This window comes from Pseudomonas sp. ASL4, assembly GCF_056680395.1.
The window spans coordinates 2,042,928-2,060,836 of sequence record NZ_CM155280.1 but is presented as its reverse complement, the minus strand read 5'-3'; the positions used below and the strand labels follow the sequence as shown (position 1 = coordinate 2,060,836).

Genomic DNA, 17,909 nt, shown 5'->3' with positions numbered 1-17,909 from the left:
AGCAGCGGTCAGCGTGAGGGATTATTCCCACTCGATGGTCGCTGGCGGCTTGCTCGACACGTCGTAGGTAACGCGGGAGATGCCTTCGATTTCATTGATGATGCGGCCGCTGACGGTTTCCAGCAGTTCGTAAGGCAGGTGAGCCCAACGCGCGGTCATGAAGTCGATGGTTTCTACGGCACGCAGGGCAACTACCCAGGCGTAACGACGGCCATCGCCAACAACGCCAACCGATTTGACTGGCTGGAACACCACGAATGCCTGGCTGACTTTGTGATACCAGTCGGCCTTGCGCAGTTCTTCGATGAAGATGTGGTCGGCGCGACGCAGCAGGTCGGCGTATTCCTTCTTCACTTCACCGAGGATCCGCACGCCCAGGCCCGGGCCCGGGAACGGGTGACGGTAGACCATGTCGTACGGCAGGCCCAGCTCCAGGCCCAGACGACGGACTTCGTCCTTGAACAGTTCGCGCAGCGGCTCGACCAGTTTCAGGTTCATTTCTTCCGGCAGGCCGCCCACGTTGTGGTGCGACTTGATCACGTGAGCCTTGCCGCTTTTGGCGCCAGCCGACTCGATCACGTCCGGGTAGATAGTGCCTTGGGCGAGGTACTTGATGTTGTCCAGTTTGTTGGACTGGGCATCGAATACGTCGATGAAGGTGCGGCCGATGATCTTGCGCTTCTTCTCTGGGTCGCTTTCGCCAGCCAGGTTGTTCAGGAACTGATCTTCAGCGTTGGCGCGGATCACCTTGACGCCCATGTTCTCGGCGAACATGGCCATCACTTGCTCGCCTTCGTGCAGACGCAGCAGGCCGTTGTCGACGAAGACGCAGGTCAGTTGGTCGCCAATGGCTTTGTGCAGCAGCGCGGCAACCACCGAGGAGTCAACGCCGCCGGACAGGCCGAGCAGTACGTTGTCGGTGCCGACCTGGGCGCGAATGTTGGCGATGGCGTCTTCGGCAATTTTCGAAGGCGTCCACAGGGCTTCGCAGCCGCAGATGTCGAGGATGAAGCGCGAAAGGATGCGACCGCCCTGCTTGGTATGGGTCACTTCCGGGTGGAACTGCACGCCGTAGTAGCCGCGAGCGTCGTCGAACATGCCGGCAATCGGGCAGCTCGGGGTGCTGGCCAGGATGTGGAATTCCTGAGGCATCTTGGTGACTTTGTCACCGTGGCTCATCCACACGTCGAGGCCGAACAGGCCGTCAGCGTCGATGTGGTCTTCGATGCCGTCGAGCAGGCGGCTCTTGCCGACTACGTCAACGCGGGCATAACCGAACTCACGCAACTCGGAACCTTCGACCTTGCCACCCAGCTGTTCAGCCATGGTCTGCATGCCGTAGCAGATACCGAAGACCGGTACGCCCAGGTCCCAGACAGCTTGCGGTGCGCGCGGGCTGTCGGCGACGTGTACGGACTCGGGGCCGCCGGCGAGGATGATCCCCTTCGGTGCGAATTCGCGAATCGCTTCGTCGTCCATGTCGAACGGATGCAGTTCGCAGTACACGCCGATTTCACGCACGCGGCGGGCGATCAGTTGGGTGTACTGGGAACCGAAGTCGAGGATCAGGATGCGGTGGGCGTGAATGTCGAGGGCCATGAAGTCAGTCTCGTCTAGTGAATCAGAAACAACTCGGGGCTGAATAAAACAGCCCCGGTTACTTAACTTATTGCTGGAAGCCTCAACCTACGCGGTAGTTTGGCGCTTCTTTGGTGATCTGTACGTCGTGAACGTGGGACTCGGCCATGCCAGCGCCGGTGATCCGTACGAACTCAGGCTTGGTGCGCATTTCTTCGATGTCGGCACTGCCGGTGTAGCCCATCGAGGAACGCAGGCCGCCCATCAGTTGATGGATGATGGCGCTCAGGGTGCCCTTGTATGGAACACGCCCTTCGATGCCTTCAGGTACAAGCTTCTCGGCGCCTGCCGAGGAATCCTGGAAGTAACGATCGGAGGAACCTTGAGCCTGGGACATGGCGCCCAGCGAACCCATGCCGCGGTAAGCCTTGTACGAACGACCCTGGAACAGTTCGATCTCGCCCGGTGCTTCTTCAGTACCAGCGAACATCGAGCCCATCATCACGCAGGAAGCACCGGCAACGATAGCCTTGGACAGGTCACCGGAGAAACGGATGCCGCCGTCGGCGATCAACGGAACACCAGTGCCTTCAAGGGCAGCAGCAACGTTGGCGATGGCACTGATTTGCGGGACGCCGACACCGGCGACGATACGAGTGGTGCAGATCGAGCCAGGACCGATACCGACCTTGACTGCATCAGCGCCAGCTTCGGCCAGAGCCAGAGCAGCAGCGCCGGTAGCGATGTTGCCGCCGATGACCTGCACTTCAGGGAAATTCTGTTTGACCCAGCGAACGCGGTCGATCACGCCTTTGGAGTGACCGTGTGCGGTGTCGACCACCACCACGTCAACGCCGGCAGCAACCAGTGCTGCAACGCGATCGCCGGTGTCTTTACCGGTGCCGACCGCAGCGCCTACACGCAGACGACCTTGATCGTCCTTGCTGGCCAGCGGGTAAGCCTTGGCTTTTTCGATGTCGTTGACGGTCATCATGCCTTTGAGGGCAAACTTGTCGTCGACGATCAGTACGCGTTCGATGCGATGTTTGTGCAACAACTCGCGGACGTCGTTCTTGTCGGCGCCTTCCTTGACCGTGACCAGACGCTCTTTAGGCGTCATCACTTCACGGACAGTGGCTTCCAGACGGTTTTCGAAACGTACGTCACGGGAAGTGACGATGCCGACCAGGTCGCCATCGTGCAGTACCGGAACGCCGGAGATGTTGTGCAGGCGGGTCAGTTCGAACAGTTCACGAACCGTGGCGTCAGCCTCGATGGTGATCGGGTCCTTGACCACGCCGGCTTCATAACGTTTGACCTTGCGAACTTCGGCAGCTTGCTGCTCGATGGTCATGTTCTTGTGGATGATGCCGATGCCACCTTCCTGAGCCATGGCGATTGCCAGACGGGCTTCAGTGACGGTGTCCATTGCGGCAGAAACCAGAGGAATATTCAGCTCGATGCCACGGGTTAGGCGGGTCTTGAGACTGACTTCGTTAGGAAGCACCTCGGAATAACCGGGCACTAGGAGAATGTCGTCGAATGTCAGAGCTTCTTGGCTGATACGCAGCATCGCGGGGGCTCCCGAGCGGGAAAATGGAAGCGCGCCATTATAGTCAGACACCCCCTCGGGTTCAATGTAAAACTCTGTCTATTATTGGCATTACTGATATACGGGGATTGCCGAGCGGATCTGCAGGGTCTGCGGCTTTTTGTAGGAACTGCCGAAGGCTGCGATCTTTTGATCTTCAGCGATTTCAATTCCGTCGAAGATCAAGGTCAAAAGATCGCAGCCTTCGGCAGCTCCTACGGTGTCCCCCCGACGTTATAACTCGACTTTCACCCAACTCACGGGCTGATCGAGCCAATCGGCGAACTCATCGATAAAGCTCTGCTTGAACCCGGCCTCGGCCCAGTTGTTGAAGATGAAACCCAGGTTTGAGAAACCGCATTCCTGCAAAAACAGAAACCCGTTGATGTCATCTTCATGCCCGCACTCGGGGCAGGTGAAGTTATCGGTGCGCCCCGGCATCCACTCTTCCAGGCTTTCGAACAGCGCTTCACCAACTTCCTTGCGGCACTCGGCGCAACCCGCCTCTTCCAGGAAACCCTTGGCCGGCGTGTAGATGCAGCGTTTGGTGATGATTTCCAGGCCATTGATCGGCTCACCGAACGGCAGCGCTTCCGGGTGCAGGACCACGGCGCGCGCGCCGTCAGCCAGTGCGTAACCCATGCGATTACCAGTGCGCCCGCAGGTCGTCAGCTCTTCTTTGATAATGTTCTTGCGCACCAGCCACCGAACGATTGCCCGGGCCCGGGGTTCGTGCACCGGCAACGTGGAGATTTTCGGGACAATGATGCTTTGGGAATTCATGGTGCAAGCCTGCAAATACTGAATGATCACCCTTGTGGGAGCGAGCTTGCTCGCGATGAGGGCATTGCAGCCAACATTAATGTTGCCTGACCCACCGCCATCGCGAGCAAGCTCGCTCCCACAGGATCTGCGGCCGGCAGCTTAATCCCTGACACACTCAGGTCAAGTACTCAAATAGCGCCCGATCAAGGCAATGCCGCTGGCCAGCACCAACCAGGTCACCATCCGTACAAAGGCCTCCCGGGACAGCTTCATCGTCAACCGCCGGCCGATCCACAACCCCAGCGCCATGGCCGGTAACAAGCACACGGCCAATACCAATAAGGGTAGCTCGGCATACACACCCGCGACGGCAAACAGGCTCAAACGCACCACGGTGCTGCAACTGATCAGCGCACTCTGGGTCGCCCGGGCCGCGTCCTTGGGCAGGCGACTGTTCAGATAGATCGCATATAAAAAGCCACCGCTGCCAAACAACGCCCCGAACATCCCGCCCACCGTGCCCATCGGCACTGCCCAACCGGCAGACAACTGTGTCGGACGGGTTTTGGCCCACAAGCTGTACACCGCATAGGCGCTGATAAACAGCCCCATCAACAGCAACAACAAATCGGATTTGAGGTTCAACAGGAAAATCACCCCCAACGTGCAGCCCACCGCCATACACGGCAGTAGCCGCAGCAGTTCGGGTTTGTCCACATCCCGCCGCGAGGGCAGCAGATTGCCGAAGGCCGCGACAAAATCCAGCAGCACCAGCAATGGCACGATTTTCGACAGCGGCATAAACAGGATCAGGATCGGCCCGGCCACCAGCGCGGTGCCAAACCCGGCAATGCCAAACACGATGTACGCCAGGACGATGCCCAGTCCGATCACCAACCAAGCCGTCGCACCGAACGGCCATTGGTTCAACATCTCAAGCACATTCATTTGCAGGCTTTCCTTGAATACCTGTGATGACTTTAGCCAGCGCCAAGCGTTGCGACTAATATCTTCAAAGTCGCCAACCCATCTCGAAAAGGCATGCCTCGTGCTTTCAACCCGCCAATTGCGTTACTTCGTGGAAATCGCCGAGTGCGGCAGTTTCAGCGCTGCGGCCGAACGCCTGTTTATCGCACAGTCCGCCCTTAGCCGGCAGATCAAGGACATGGAAACCCGCCTGCAAACACCACTGTTCGAACGCACCGCGCGCCAGCCCCGACTGACCGCCGCTGGTGAAGCCTTTTTGCCCCGGGCCAGAAACCTGTTGCTTGAGCTGACCAAGGCCAGCGAGATGGCGACTCAGGTCGGCAACGGTCAACTCGGCACTTTGCGCCTGAGCCATTCCAGTACGGTGCCGATGAGCGGCCGCTTGTTGCGGGGCATCAGCGCTTATCTGGATCAGCATGCCGGCGTGTCCATGGACATCGTCAAACTGTCCTCCGAAGCGCAGTTGGAAGAGCTGGCCGAAGGTCGTCTGGATGTTGGTCTGTTGCGCTTGCCAGTGCTGCGTCAGCGCGAAGGCGTGCAGATTGTTCCTTTATATAGCGAGCGTTTGCTGCTGGCTGTGCCACCGAATCATCCACTGGCTGTGGATAAGTCCACTCAAGGCATCGATCTGGCGCAGTTGAAGGATGAGGCGTTTATCTCGATTCCTCATCCGCAACGTGGCGGCTTGAGTTACTTGTCTGCCGAGTTATGCATGCGCCAGGGCTTTTTCCCCAAGGCCGCTCGGGTGGTGTCGCGCAAAACCACGCAACTGCAATTGATTCAGGCCGGGTTCGGCATTGCGCTGTTACCGGAATCGCTGCTAGACATTGCCCCGCCCGACATCCATTTCCTGCCACTGGCCGACCCGGATTGCCACAGCACCGTCGCCCTCGCCTGCAGCCAAAATCCTCCGCCCCTGATCCAACACTTCATCAACATCTGCACAAATCCCTGTGGGAGCGGGCTTGCTCGCGAAAGCGGCCTAACATTCAACATTGACGCTGACTGACACTCCGTCTTCGCGAGCAAGCCCGCTCCCACAAGGGATTTGTGTGTACGCATGGAGATTGTTCGCCGAATGCCTTTATCATGCGCCCCATGATTAAAGATCCCTTTGCAAGACTCGGCCTGGACCGTGAAGTCCTGACTGTCAGCCAGATCAACGGCCGCGCGCGGGTGTTGCTGGAAGACGTGTTCAGCAATATCTGGGTCGAAGGCGAAATCTCCAACCTCGCCCGCCCGGCGTCCGGCCATGTGTATTTCACCCTCAAGGACAGTGGCGCCCAGGTCCGTTGCGCACTGTTTCGGCAGAACGCCGCTAAGGTTCGCCAAGCGTTGAAGGATGGCCTGGCGGTCAAGGTCCGTGGCAAGGTCTCGCTGTTCGAGGGCCGTGGCGACTATCAACTGATCCTCGATACTGTGGAGCCGGCCGGTGACGGTGCCCTGCGCCTGGCCTTCGATGCGCTGAAAGAAAAACTCAGCGCCGAAGGCCTGTTCAGTGCCGAACGCAAAGTGCCGCTGCCGGCGCATCCACAACGCATCGGCATCATCAGTTCGCCCACCGGCGCGGTGATTCGCGACATCATCAGCGTGTTCCGCCGCCGCGCGCCGCAGATCCAACTGACGCTGATCCCGACCGCCGTACAGGGTCGCGAAGCCACTGCACAAATTGTCCGCGCCCTGAAACTGGCGGACGCCCGGGGTTTCGATGCGCTGATCCTGGCCCGTGGCGGCGGCTCGCTGGAAGACCTCTGGTGTTTCAACGAAGAAGCCGTGGCCCGCGCCGTGGACGCCTGCGTGACGCCGATTGTCAGCGCCGTCGGTCATGAAACCGACGTCTCGATCAGTGACTTCGTCGCCGACGTTCGCGCCCCGACGCCTTCCGCCGCTGCCGAACTGCTGGCGCCGGACTCCAGCGATCTGGTGCGCCGGGTCGAAAGCCTGCATCGCCGCTTGGTCATGCGCATCCGTGACCGCTTGATGCGCGATCGCCTGCGCCTGGAAGGCATGTCCCGTCGCCTGCGCCATCCCGGCGAACGCCTACGCCAACAAGCGCAACGCCTGGACGATCTGGACATGCGCATGCGCCGCGCCTTCGAGCGCAGCCTCAATACCCGTCGAGAACGCTTGATCCGCCTGGAAACCCGCCTCGCCGGGCAACATCCAGGTCGGCAATTGGCGATGCTGCGCCAGCGCCTCGACAGTCTCGCCGAACGCCTGCCCCGGGCCATCCGCGAAGGCCTCAAAAGCCGTCGCCTACAACTGCAAAGCCAGGTGCAGACACTGCAAGTGGTCAGTCCGTTGGCGACCCTCGCCCGTGGCTACAGCATTCTGCTGGACGAGCGTGGCAACGCGATCCGCAGCGCCGAGCAGACCCACAACGGCCAGCGCCTGAAAGCCAAACTGGGCGATGGCGAGCTGCAAGTTCGCGTCGAAGACAATCACCTGACGCCTGTCACCCTTTCTTTACTGGATTGATCCATGCCACGTTTTTTAGCTCCGTTGCTTTTGTTGTGCCTGACCTTCAACGCCCACGCTGACAGTTACATCACCCGCCTGTTGAACAAACCGGTGCCGGGCGGCGTGGCCGTGGTGGACCTGGGCACCGCTGCCCAGGCGCCAAAAGCCACGTATCAAGGCAAACCGGTGCTGGTGGTCAAGGAACAGAGCAATTGGCTGGCGATCGTCGGTGTGCCGTTAACGGTCAAACCGGGGACCCAGCAAGTGAACAGCGGCGGCCGTAATCTGAGCTTCACGGTCGGCAACAAGAAATACCCGGAACAGCACATCACGCTGAAGAACACCCAGCAGGTCAATCCAAACCCGGAGAATCTGAAGCGTATCGAAGGCGAACTGGCAGAACAAATCCAGGCTTATCGCAGCTTCAGCCCCGTCACCCCGAGCAACCTGCTGCTGGACAAACCGGTCAATGGCCCGCTGTCGAGCAAGTTTGGTGTACGTCGATTCTTTAATGGTGAGGAGCGAAATCCTCATGCGGGGCTGGACTTTGCGGTGCCTGCGGGTACGCCGATCAAGACGCCGGCGGCGGGCAAGGTGATTTTGATCGGTAACTACTTCTTTAACGGCAACACCGTGTTTGTCGACCATGGCCAGGGCTTTATCAGCATGTTCTGCCACATGTCGAAAATTGATGTGAAGGTTGGGCAGCAAATGGCCCGTGGTGGCGTGGTTGGCAAGGTCGGTTCGACCGGGCGAGCGACCGGGCCGCATATGCACTGGAATGTCAGTCTGAATGATGCTCGGGTCGACCCGGCGATTTTTATTGGGGCGTTTCAGCCTTGATTAATGGGTGAGGCTCGTGGCCTCTTCGCGAGCAAGCCCGCTCCCACAGTGGATTTTCGGTGTACACACATCCCGTATTCACACCGGTCAAATGTGGGAGCGGGCTTGCTCGCGAAGGCGGCATCACTGGCGCCGCTTATTCCGCCTCCAGGTCCTCAATCCCATGGACCTCCCTATGCGCCAGACACTCCTTGATCCAGGCCTGCGTCTCCTCCGAGAAGCCTGCTAATTCCTCAGGCGTGACCAACTCACGGGCACACAGCCCCAGCAAGTGAGAACTGGCCTCATGGCGCGAGAACCTGAAAACCCCAAACGCCCAGTACAACTCCTTTTGCCCGGCCTTCAGCAGTTCCTCGCTGGCCTCGATTCGATCATAGGGCGCCAGGCTTTTATCCAGCACCGTGCGCTCGACCTCCTCCATGATCCGAATGCACATTCGTTCATGGGCCACCGGACGCAGCGCGCTGTACAGCTTCCAATCAGACTCGTTCATTACCGACTCCTGCTTGCCAGTCGTCTTGTTGAGGCTTTAAGAATAGCTGTGCTTGTCAGGCCATCCGCACAAACTTTCAATTGCGCACCAGCCAAACCTCGCGCAAACATCAAAACAATCACGCCACATCACAGCAATAAAATCTCGCAAAACCCGGCTTTTCGGGTATTCCTCTCAATTTTTTTCGACTGCTTGCCAACCTTAACCCCGGCGGTTAGGGTTGAAGACATGAAAACCTCTCACACCCTCATTCAGCTTCGCCAGCACCGCAGCCTGTGCCTCGTCAGTGCACGACTGCCGGGCTGAATTGCGGTGCCTCGCCTTACACGTTTCCCCAAACACTTTTGATCCACCGGCAGGCCGCCTTTTTTCGGCCCACACAATAAGGATTTCCCGATGAGCATGCTCAAAGACCCGTCTTCGAAATACCGCGCGTTCCCGACCATCGACATCCCGGACCGCACTTGGCCGTCGAAGACCATCACCGCCGCGCCGATCTGGTGCAGCTCGGACTTGCGCGACGGTAACCAGTCGCTGATCGAGCCAATGGACGCGGTCAAAAAGCTGCGTTTCTGGAAAACCCTGGTACAAGTCGGCGTGAAAGAAATCGAAGCGTCGTTCCCGGCGGCTTCGCAAACCGACTTCGACTTCGTGCGTACCCTGATCGAAGACGGCCACATCCCGGACGACACCACCATTCAGGTGCTGACCCAGGGCCGTGAAGACTTGATCGAGCGCACTTTCGAATCCCTGCGCGGCGCGAAGAAAGCCATCGTTCACCTGTACAACGCGACCTCCCCTTCTTTCCGCCGCATTGTCTTCAACCAGGACAAGGACGGGATCAAGGCCATCGCCGTGAACGCTGCCAAGCTGTTCGTCAAATACGCCGCCCAGCAGCCGGACACCGAGTGGACCTTCGAGTACTCGCCAGAAACCTTCAGCGCCACCGAGCTCGAGTTCGCCAAAGAAGTCTGCGACGCAGTCATTGAAGTCTGGAACCCGACGCCTGAGCACAAGGTGATCCTCAACCTGCCAGCCACCGTCGAATGCGCGACCCCGAACATCTACGCCGACCAGATCGAATGGTTCGGCCGTCACATCAACCGTCGTGACAGCGTGATCATCAGCCTGCACACCCACAACGACCGTGGCACTGGCGTGGCCGCCACCGAGCTGGGCCTGATGGCCGGCGCTGACCGTGTCGAAGGTTGCCTGTTCGGCAACGGCGAGCGCACCGGTAACGTCGACCTGGTCACCGTGGCGTTGAACCTCTACACCCAGGGCATTCACCCTGAGCTGGACTTCTCCGACATCGACGGCGTGCGCAAAGTCGTCGAAGAGTGCAACCAGATCCAGGTGCACCCACGTCACCCGTACGTTGGCGACCTGGTTCACACCGCGTTCTCCGGCTCCCACCAGGACGCCATCCGCAAGGGCTTCGCCCAGCAGAAACCGGACACCCTGTGGGAAGTGCCGTACTTGCCGATCGACCCGGCCGACATCGGCCGCAGCTACGAAGCGGTGATTCGCGTCAACAGCCAGTCGGGCAAGGGCGGTATCGCTTACCTGCTGGAACAGGAATACGGCATCAGCTTGCCGCGCCGCATGCAGATCGAGTTCAGCCAGGTGGTGCAGCGAGAAACCGATCGCCTCGGTCTGGAGATGACCGCCCAGCAAATTCACGCGCTGCTTCACAGCGAGTACTTGCAGGCCAACACCCCGTACGCACTGGTCAGCCATCGCTTGCAGGAAGAGAACGGCAACAGTTCGGTCGAAGTGGAAGTCTCTGGCAAGGGCCAGGGCGAAACCAACCTGCACTGGCGCGGCAAGGGCAACGGCGCCCTGGAAGCACTGGTGGCTGGCCTGCCGATCCCGGTGGAAATCATGGACTACAACGAACACGCCATCGGCGCGGGCACCAATGCCAAAGCTGCGGCCTACATTGAACTGCGGGTTGACGGTCAGCGTGCGGTGCACGGCGTAGGTATCGATGAAAACATCACCACCGCCAGCTTCAAGGCGCTGTTTAGCGCACTGAACCGCTCGCTGAGCCAGCCGGAAGCGAAAGAAGCGGCGTAAGCCTTCGCTGAAATGCAAAAGGCCCCAAGGTGAGAACCTTGGGGCCTTTTTGTTGATCGTTCCCACGCTCTGCGTGGGAATGCCTCAAGGGACGCTCCGCGTCCAGTGACGCGGAGCGTCACGGGCTACATTCCCACGCAGAGCGTGGGAACGATCGGTCAGGTGAACTCGAAGGTATCAGCATCCAGATTCGCTGGAAACCGCGTGCGGTAAGCCGCCAGTTCCGCCGCATTCAGCACCGCCTGAAACACGCCATCCGCTTCGCCTGCGCTGAGCAATGTCTCGCCCTGGAAATCCAGAACCTGACTGTCGCCGGCATACGCAAAGCCCTTGCCGTCAGTACCAATCCGGTTCACCGCCGCCACATAGCAGAGGTTCTCGATTGCCCGGGCCGGCAACAAACGGTTCCAGTGCTGACGCCGTGCACCCGGCCAGTTGGCGGTGTACAGCAGCAAGTCGGTGTCCTGAGCATCACGGCTCCAGACCGGGAAGCGCAGGTCGTAGCAGATCAGCGGCCGAATCCGCCAGCCCTTGAGTTCAAACTGCACTTGGCGCTCGCCGGGAGTGTAGTGGTTGTGTTCGCCGGCCATACGGAACAAGTGGCGCTTGTCGTAATGCAACACATCACCGTCCGGTCGCGCCCAAAGCAGGCGATTGCGGTGACTGCCATCAGCCGCCTGAACGATCACGCTACCGGTGATCACGGCATCGAGCTTCGCAGCCTGGACCTTCAGCCATTTAGTGGTCGGGCCGTTCTCCGCCTCGGCGAGGGTCTCGGATTGCATGGAGAACCCGGTGGTGAACATCTCCGGCAGGATGATCAGGTCCGCACCGCGGGCCTGTTCCAGCAACTGCTCGAAATGCTCCAGGTTGGCTTGGCGGTCATGCCAGGCCAGGGTGGTCTGGATCAGAGCGATGTTCAGGTTGGGCAGCGCACTCAGATCACGCATAGTTTTTCCGCTGCTTCACGTAGGGTCTCCTCGCGTTTGGCGAAGCACAGCCGCACCAGGCGCTGGCCGACCGGTGGGTTTTGGTAGAACACCGAAACCGGGATGCTCGCCACGCCGTGTTCGCGGGTCATCCACATGGCCATTTCGACGTCGTTGAGGTCCGGGCGAATCTGCGAATAATCGACCAACTGGAAATAGGTGCCGGTTACTCGAGTGAAGCTAAAACGCGATGGCGTCAGCAGATCGCAGAACAGATCGCGCTTGGCCTGATAGAAACCGGGCAATTCTTCGACGTGTTCCGGATGCTCGGCCATGTAATCGGCCAACGCATATTGCAGCGGTGTCACACCACAGAAACTGACGTACTGGTGGACCTTGCGCAGCTCCGCCGTGAGGGCCGGTGGTGCAACGACGTAGCCGGTTTTCCAACCAGTGACGTGGTAAGTCTTGCCGAACGAACTGACGACGAAGGCACGTTTATACAGTTCTTCGTGGGCCAGAACACTGACGTGGGGCACACCGTCGAACACCAGGTGTTCGTAGACCTCGTCGCTGATCACATAGATGTCACGGTCGCGGATCAGCGCTGCCAGTTGATCCAGCTCGGCGCGACTGATCAGCGCACCGCTCGGGTTGTGCGGGGTGTTGAGGATGATCATCCGCGTTCGCGGGCTCAGGGCCTCAGCGAGCTTCTGGAAGTCAATGGCGAAGTCTTTCAGACCCAACTGCACATGGACGCAACGGCCACCGGCCAACTCAACCGCCGGCTCGTAGCTGTCATAGGCTGGATCAAACACGATGACTTCATCGCCGCTGTGGATAACTGCCTGGATCGCGCAGAAGATCGCCTGGGTCGCGCCGGGGGTGACGGTCACTTCATGGTCGGCATCCACTTGGGCGCCATAGCTGCGGGCGATCTTCGCCGCAATCTGCTGCCGCAACACCGACAGGCCGGTCATCGGCGAATACTGGTTGTGGCCGCTGGCGATATGCCGACCGACTGCATCACGCAGCGCCTGAGGACCGTCGAAATCGGGAAACCCCTGGGACAGGTTGATTGCCCCGGTTTGCGCCGCGAGTTGAGACATCTGAGTGAAGATAGTGATGCCGACATTCGGCAGCTTACTGGTGATCATCGGTGATTCCCTGCTCTACACCCGGCTCTAACGGCGGCGCGGGAGAGCCCGAGGATAGCCCAAACGGCGCCCATAAAAAAAGGGTGCCAACAGGCGCCCCTCTTCTAAAACATTCATCGCATAACCTGTGGTGAGGGGGCTTGCCCCCGTTGGGTCGCGAAGCGGCCCCCAAATCTGCAATCGAGGTGTAAGTGACTGAACACCTCGATCGATTTGCGACTGCTTCGCAGCCGAACGGGGGCAAGCCCCCTCACCACAACAAGCCCCACACATAAAGGGTGTGGAACCAGCAATCAACGCTTGTCGCGGCGCTTCTTGTCGGCTTTTTTGTGGTGCGACATCATGCGACGCTTCTTGTTGACCTGACGGTCGGTGAGCGAGTTCTTGTTGCCTTCGTACGGGTTCTCGCCGCCCTTGAACTCGATGCGGATCGGCGTACCGACCAGCTTCAAGACACGACGGTAAGTGTTTTCCAGGTAACGGACGTAAGACTTCGGCACCTTCTCGATCTGGTTACCGTGAATCACGATGATCGGCGGGTTCGCGCCACCCAAGTGGGCATAACGCAGCTTGATCCGGCGGTTGTTGACCATCGGCGGCGCGTGCTCACCGACCGCATCTTCCAGAATCTGGGTCAGGCGGTTGGTCGGCCAGCGGGTAACCGCGGACTTGAACGAGTTCTGTACCGACGCGTAAAGGTTACCTACGCCAGTGCCGTGCAGGGCCGAGATGAAGTGGATGTCGGCGAAGTCGACGAAGAACAGACGACGTTGCAGCTCGACCTTCACGAAGTCGCGCTCGCTCGGCGTCATGCCGTCCCACTTGTTGATCGCAATAACCAGCGCACGACCCGCTTCGATGGCAAAGCCCAGCAGGTTGAGGTCGTGATCCACGACGCCTTCACGGGCGTCCATCACGAAGATCACCACGTTGGCGTCTTTGATCGCTTGCAGGGTTTTGACCACGGAGAATTTTTCAACTTCTTCGTGGATTTTGCCGCGCTTGCGCACACCGGCGGTGTCGATCAGCGTGTACTTCTCGTCGTTACGCTCGAACGGGATGTAGATACTGTCGCGGGTGGTGCCGGGTTCGTCATAAACGATTACCCGGTCTTCACCGAGCATGCGGTTGACGAGGGTCGACTTGCCGACGTTCGGACGGCCGATGATGGCGATCTTGATCCCGTCTTTTTCGCTTGGACCAGGAATGCGCTTGGCTTCCTCGCCTTCAGCAACGATCTCTTCTTCGCCGTCTTCCGACTCTTCTTCGTCTTTCGGGAAAGTGCTGAGAGCAATTTCCAGCATCTGGGTGATGCCACGACCGTGGGCACCGGCGATTGGAATCGCGTGACCCATGCCCAACGGAGCGAACTCGGCGCGGGCCATTTCAGGGTCGATGTTGTCGACCTTGTTGGCAACCACGTAGGAACGCTTGTTACGTTTGCGCAAATGCTCGGCGATCATCTGGTCGGCGGCGGTGAAACCAGCCTTGGCATCTACCAGGAACAGAACGACATCGGCTTCTTCAATGGCCAGCAGCGACTGCTCGGCCATTTTTTCGTCCATACCGTGCTCGTCACCGGAGATACCGCCGGTGTCGACCAGAATGTAGGAACGCCCTTGCCACTTGGCCTCACCGTATTGGCGATCACGGGTCAGACCGGACAAGTCGCCGACGATGGCGTCACGAGTCCTGGTCAGGCGGTTGAACAAGGTGGACTTGCCGACGTTCGGTCGGCCCACCAGGGCGATTACGGGAACCATGCGGCTCTCCACTTCGTTATTTCAGAAAATACAAAAGCCGCTGCGAGGCAGCGGCTGGTGCTCGGGGCAGCGCTTGGAAGCGCTGCGAGCCTTGCAGAACAAGGCCGCTTGGGGGTTAAACCCCAAGCATAGTCAAATCTTTACTTAATGGTCAGGGCTTCCAGTTTGCCACTGTTGCCATACACATAAATCGTGTCACCCACCACCAGCGGACGGGCGCGCAGGCCGTCGCTGTCGATGCGTTCGCGGCCGACGAAGCGACCGTCCACCTGGCTCAGCAGGTGCAGGTAGCCTTCCATGTCGCCGACTGCAACGTAGCTGGAGAACACTTCCGGAGCCGACAGTTGACGGCGAGCCAGCGAATCGTTGGTCCACAAGGCTGTGGTAGAACGTTCGTCGACGCCCTCAACGGTGCCCGAAGACAGGCTCACGTAAACGCTGCCGAAACCCTGGGCGACACCCGCATAGCTGGAAGCATCACGCTGCCAGAGCTGACGACCGCTTTCCAGGTCCAGTGCCGCAACGCGACCCTGGTAGCTGGCGACGTACAGTGTACCGCCGGAAAGCAGCAGACCACCGTCAATGTCGACCACGCGCTCCAGTTCCGAACGACCCTGTGGAATCGCAATCCGCTGTTCCCACACCGGCACGCCGTTGGTAATGTCGAGAGCAACCACTTTACCGGTCGACAGGCCAGCCACCGCGAGACGGTTGGTGACGATTGGCGCACTGGTGCCGCGCAGGGTCAGGACCGCTGGCGTGCTGTCATACAACCAGCGCTGGGTACCGGTTGAAGCATCCAGGCCGATCAGACGATCGTCCTGAGTCTGAACCACCACAACGTCACCGTTGTTGGCGGGCGGTGCGAGAACTTCGCTGGAAACGCGAGCCTTCCACTTCTCTTCACCGTTGGTGGCGTCAAGGGCAACGATTTCGCCCTTGAGCGTACCGATCGTAACCAGACCATAACCTACGCCAACGGCGCCGGAGACAGGCAGGTCGAGCTTTTTCTTCCACTTCACGTCGCCAGTGTTGCGGTCCATCGCCACCACAACGCCTGTAACGTCGGCGGCATAGATGGTATCGCCATCGATCGCCGGCACCAGCATGTTGTAGGTTTCGCCCTGACCGTCACCGATAGAACGACTCCACTGCTTGTGCAGGACCACTTCTTCTTTGAAGTCGACCAGTTCGGCTGGCGGCAATTCTTTTTTGCTGTTGCTGCTGCAACCCGCGGCCAAAATGGCCAGAGCCAGCAATGCTGCATGTTTCCAACGGATCACGTCACGCATCCCCTTTGGCCAGGTCGTCCAGCTTGATTTGTAGGCCGCCGACTGCCGCTTCATCCGACAGTGCTGCCTTGGCTTTTTGATACGCCGTATTCGCTTCGTCAGTACGACCCAACTGCACCAGCAGGTCGCCCTTGAGTTCTTCGCGAGTGGCCAGGAACGACTTGTCGGCATCGCCTTCAAGCAGTTTCAGGGCGTCTTCGACCTTGTTCTGCGCCGCCAGCACCTGCGCCAGACGCTGACGGGCGATTTCGCCCAGCGCCGGGTTGGCCGGTTTGTCGGTAATGGCTTTCAGCTCGCTGGCTGCGTCGTCCAGCTTGCCGCTGTCGACCGCAACTTTCGCCACGAACAGGCTGCCGTATTGCGCATAAGCAGAACCGCCGAACTCGCTGTTGAGCTTGCCGGCCAGGTCCGCAACACGGGCTGCGTCAGGCTTGCCGTCAGGCGTCAGCGTGGTTTCCAGCAGTTGCTGATAGAGAATCGAGGCGCCTTGCGACTGATTGCTCTGATACTTGTGGAAGGCCTGCCAGCCGAACACGATGACCAGCGCCAACAGGCCGCCAGTGACCAGGGGCTTGCCGTTACGTGTCCACCAGTCCTTAAAATCCGCCAGTTGTTCGTCTTCGGTACTCGACACCCCAATACTCCTTAATCGCTAAATCGGCTGTTTGACAGCTTCAACCCTGCACGACGCAGGTGGCCAGGTGTGCAGCGAGCGCATCCCAGGCAATGCTTTGTTGTTCGCCCTGGCCACGCAGGGGTTTGAAACCTACCACTTGCTGGGCCATCTCGTCGTCACCAAGGATCAGCGCATACAGCGCACCGCTCTTGTCGGCTTTCTTGAACTGACTTTTGAAACTGCCGGCGCCGGCATTGACTTGCAGGCGCAGGTTGGGCAACTGGTCACGAACACGTTCACTCAAGGCCAGACCGGCCAACTCGGCAGCTTCACCGAAGGCGCAGAGGTAGACGTCGACCTGACGGGAGATTTCTTCCGGGATCTGCTCCAGGGTTTCCAGCAACAGCACCAGACGCTCGATGCCCATGGCGAAACCAACGCCCGGGGTCGGCTTGCCGCCCATTTGCTCGACCAGACCGTCGTAACGGCCACCGGCACACACGGTACCCTGGGCGCCCAACTTGTCGGTGACCCATTCGAAAACGGTCTTGCTGTAGTAGTCCAGCCCGCGAACCAGCTTCGGGTTGATCACGTAAGGAATGCCGGCAGTGTCGAGGCGAGCCTTTAGGCCCTCGAAGTGCACGCGGGATTCGTCGTCGAGGTAATCGGCCATTTTCGGCGCGTCGACCAATACCGCTTGAGTGTCGGCGTTCTTGGTGTCCAGAACCCGCAACGGGTTGGTTTTCAGACGGCGTTGGCTGTCTTCGTCGAGCTTGTCCAGGTGCGCCGAGAGGAACTCAACCAGGGCTTCGCGATAACGACCGCGGGATTCAGCAGTCCCCAGGCTGTTGAGTTCAAGCTTGACCGCATCACGGATGCCCAGCTCGCCCCACAGACGCCAGGTCAGCACAATCAGCTCGGCATCGATGTCCGGACCATCCAGGTTGAAGACTTCGCAACCGATCTGGTGGAACTGGCGATAACGACCTTTCTGTGGACGTTCGTGGCGGAACATCGGGCCGATGTACCAGAGTTTCTGCACCTGGCCACCGCCGGTGATGCCGTGCTCGAGCACCGCACGCACGCAGGCCGCCGTGCCTTCAGGGCGCAGGGTCAGGGAGTCGCCGTTGCGGTCGTCGAAGGTGTACATCTCTTTTTCGACGATGTCGGTCACTTCACCGATGGAGCGCTTGAACAGCTCGGTGAATTCGACGATCGGCATGCGGATCTGCTTGTAACCGTAGTTATCCAGCAGACGCGAGACAGTGCCCTCGAAATGACGCCACAGGGGCGTCTGCTCGGGCAGGATGTCGTTCATGCCACGAATGGCTTGCAGAGACTTGCTCACTATAAATC

General features: G+C 59.5%; 15 protein-coding genes. 4 read left to right on the top strand and 11 right to left on the bottom strand.

From position 1 onward, the window contains the following. Positions 1–21: 21 nt before the first annotated feature. The 4 genes from guaA to AC1MEW_RS09390 all read right to left on the bottom strand — a co-directional run bounded on the left by guaA (position 22) and on the right by AC1MEW_RS09390 (position 4,882). On the bottom strand, positions 22–1,599 hold the full coding sequence (gene guaA, locus AC1MEW_RS09405; protein ID WP_046046047.1) for a glutamine-hydrolyzing GMP synthase: 1,578 nt from the start codon (positions 1,597–1,599) through the stop codon (positions 22–24). Between the two features lie 82 nt (positions 1,600–1,681). Continuing rightward, positions 1,682–3,151: an IMP dehydrogenase gene (gene guaB / locus AC1MEW_RS09400; protein WP_322269553.1), complete on the bottom strand. Its 1,470-nt coding sequence runs from the start codon at positions 3,149–3,151 to the stop codon at positions 1,682–1,684. Between the two features lie 252 nt (positions 3,152–3,403). Further along, positions 3,404–3,952, bottom strand: coding sequence for a sugar ABC transporter ATPase (locus AC1MEW_RS09395; RefSeq protein WP_201206426.1), 549 nt, complete (start codon positions 3,950–3,952; stop codon positions 3,404–3,406). Positions 3,953–4,114: 162 nt separating this feature from the next. Then, positions 4,115–4,882: a sulfite exporter TauE/SafE family protein gene (locus AC1MEW_RS09390; protein WP_201206428.1), complete on the bottom strand. Its 768-nt coding sequence runs from the start codon at positions 4,880–4,882 to the stop codon at positions 4,115–4,117. A 100-nt stretch (positions 4,883–4,982) separates the two neighbouring features. On the opposite strand from AC1MEW_RS09390, the gene AC1MEW_RS09385 reads away from it, so the two are divergent. The 3 genes from AC1MEW_RS09385 (at position 4,983) to AC1MEW_RS09375 (ending at position 8,224) form a co-directional block, all read left to right on the top strand. Beyond that, entirely contained in the window at positions 4,983–5,930 is a 948-nt protein-coding gene (locus tag AC1MEW_RS09385; protein ID WP_480426154.1) for a LysR family transcriptional regulator, read from the top strand. An 89-nt stretch (positions 5,931–6,019) separates the two neighbouring features. Beyond that, positions 6,020–7,399: an exodeoxyribonuclease VII large subunit gene (gene xseA / locus AC1MEW_RS09380; RefSeq protein WP_480426153.1), complete on the top strand. Its 1,380-nt coding sequence runs from the start codon at positions 6,020–6,022 to the stop codon at positions 7,397–7,399. A 3-nt stretch (positions 7,400–7,402) separates the two neighbouring features. Continuing rightward, a complete protein-coding gene (locus AC1MEW_RS09375; protein ID WP_480426152.1) occupies positions 7,403–8,224 on the top strand; it encodes a peptidoglycan DD-metalloendopeptidase family protein in 822 nt (273 codons plus the stop codon). Between the two features lie 136 nt (positions 8,225–8,360). Here the strand turns inward: AC1MEW_RS09375 and AC1MEW_RS09370 are convergent, their stop codons facing one another. Beyond that, entirely contained in the window at positions 8,361–8,717 is a 357-nt protein-coding gene (locus tag AC1MEW_RS09370; RefSeq protein ID WP_201256475.1) for a hypothetical protein, read from the bottom strand. A gap of 396 nt (positions 8,718–9,113) precedes the next feature. Between AC1MEW_RS09370 and leuA the strand changes: the two genes are divergently transcribed. After that, positions 9,114–10,796 carry a 2-isopropylmalate synthase gene (leuA, locus tag AC1MEW_RS09365; protein WP_201206435.1) on the top strand — a complete coding sequence of 561 codons (1,683 nt, stop codon included), beginning with the start codon at positions 9,114–9,116 and terminating at the stop codon, positions 10,794–10,796. Positions 10,797–10,954: 158 nt separating this feature from the next. Here the strand turns inward: leuA and AC1MEW_RS09360 are convergent, their stop codons facing one another. The 6 genes from AC1MEW_RS09360 to hisS form a co-directional block, all read right to left on the bottom strand. After that, positions 10,955–11,746, bottom strand: a complete 792-nt coding sequence (locus AC1MEW_RS09360) for an amidohydrolase (RefSeq protein ID WP_480426151.1) — start codon at positions 11,744–11,746, stop codon at positions 10,955–10,957. Then, positions 11,734–12,882 (bottom strand): pyridoxal phosphate-dependent aminotransferase, encoded by a 1,149-nt coding sequence (locus tag AC1MEW_RS09355; RefSeq protein WP_480426150.1) that lies wholly within the window; start codon positions 12,880–12,882, stop codon positions 11,734–11,736. The genes AC1MEW_RS09360 and AC1MEW_RS09355 overlap by 13 nt, the downstream gene beginning before the upstream one ends. A gap of 293 nt (positions 12,883–13,175) precedes the next feature. Then, entirely contained in the window at positions 13,176–14,645 is a 1,470-nt protein-coding gene (gene der / locus AC1MEW_RS09350; RefSeq protein WP_201206442.1) for a ribosome biogenesis GTPase Der, read from the bottom strand. Positions 14,646–14,785: 140 nt separating this feature from the next. After that, a complete protein-coding gene (gene bamB, locus AC1MEW_RS09345; protein WP_201206444.1) occupies positions 14,786–15,937 on the bottom strand; it encodes an outer membrane protein assembly factor BamB in 1,152 nt (383 codons plus the stop codon). Continuing rightward, entirely contained in the window at positions 15,930–16,571 is a 642-nt protein-coding gene (locus AC1MEW_RS09340) for a tetratricopeptide repeat protein (RefSeq protein WP_201193725.1), read from the bottom strand. The genes bamB and AC1MEW_RS09340 overlap by 8 nt, the downstream gene beginning before the upstream one ends. 40 nt (positions 16,572–16,611) lie before the next feature. Further along, positions 16,612–17,901: a histidine--tRNA ligase gene (gene hisS / locus AC1MEW_RS09335; RefSeq protein ID WP_201206446.1), complete on the bottom strand. Its 1,290-nt coding sequence runs from the start codon at positions 17,899–17,901 to the stop codon at positions 16,612–16,614. Between the last annotated feature and the right edge of the window lie 8 nt (positions 17,902–17,909).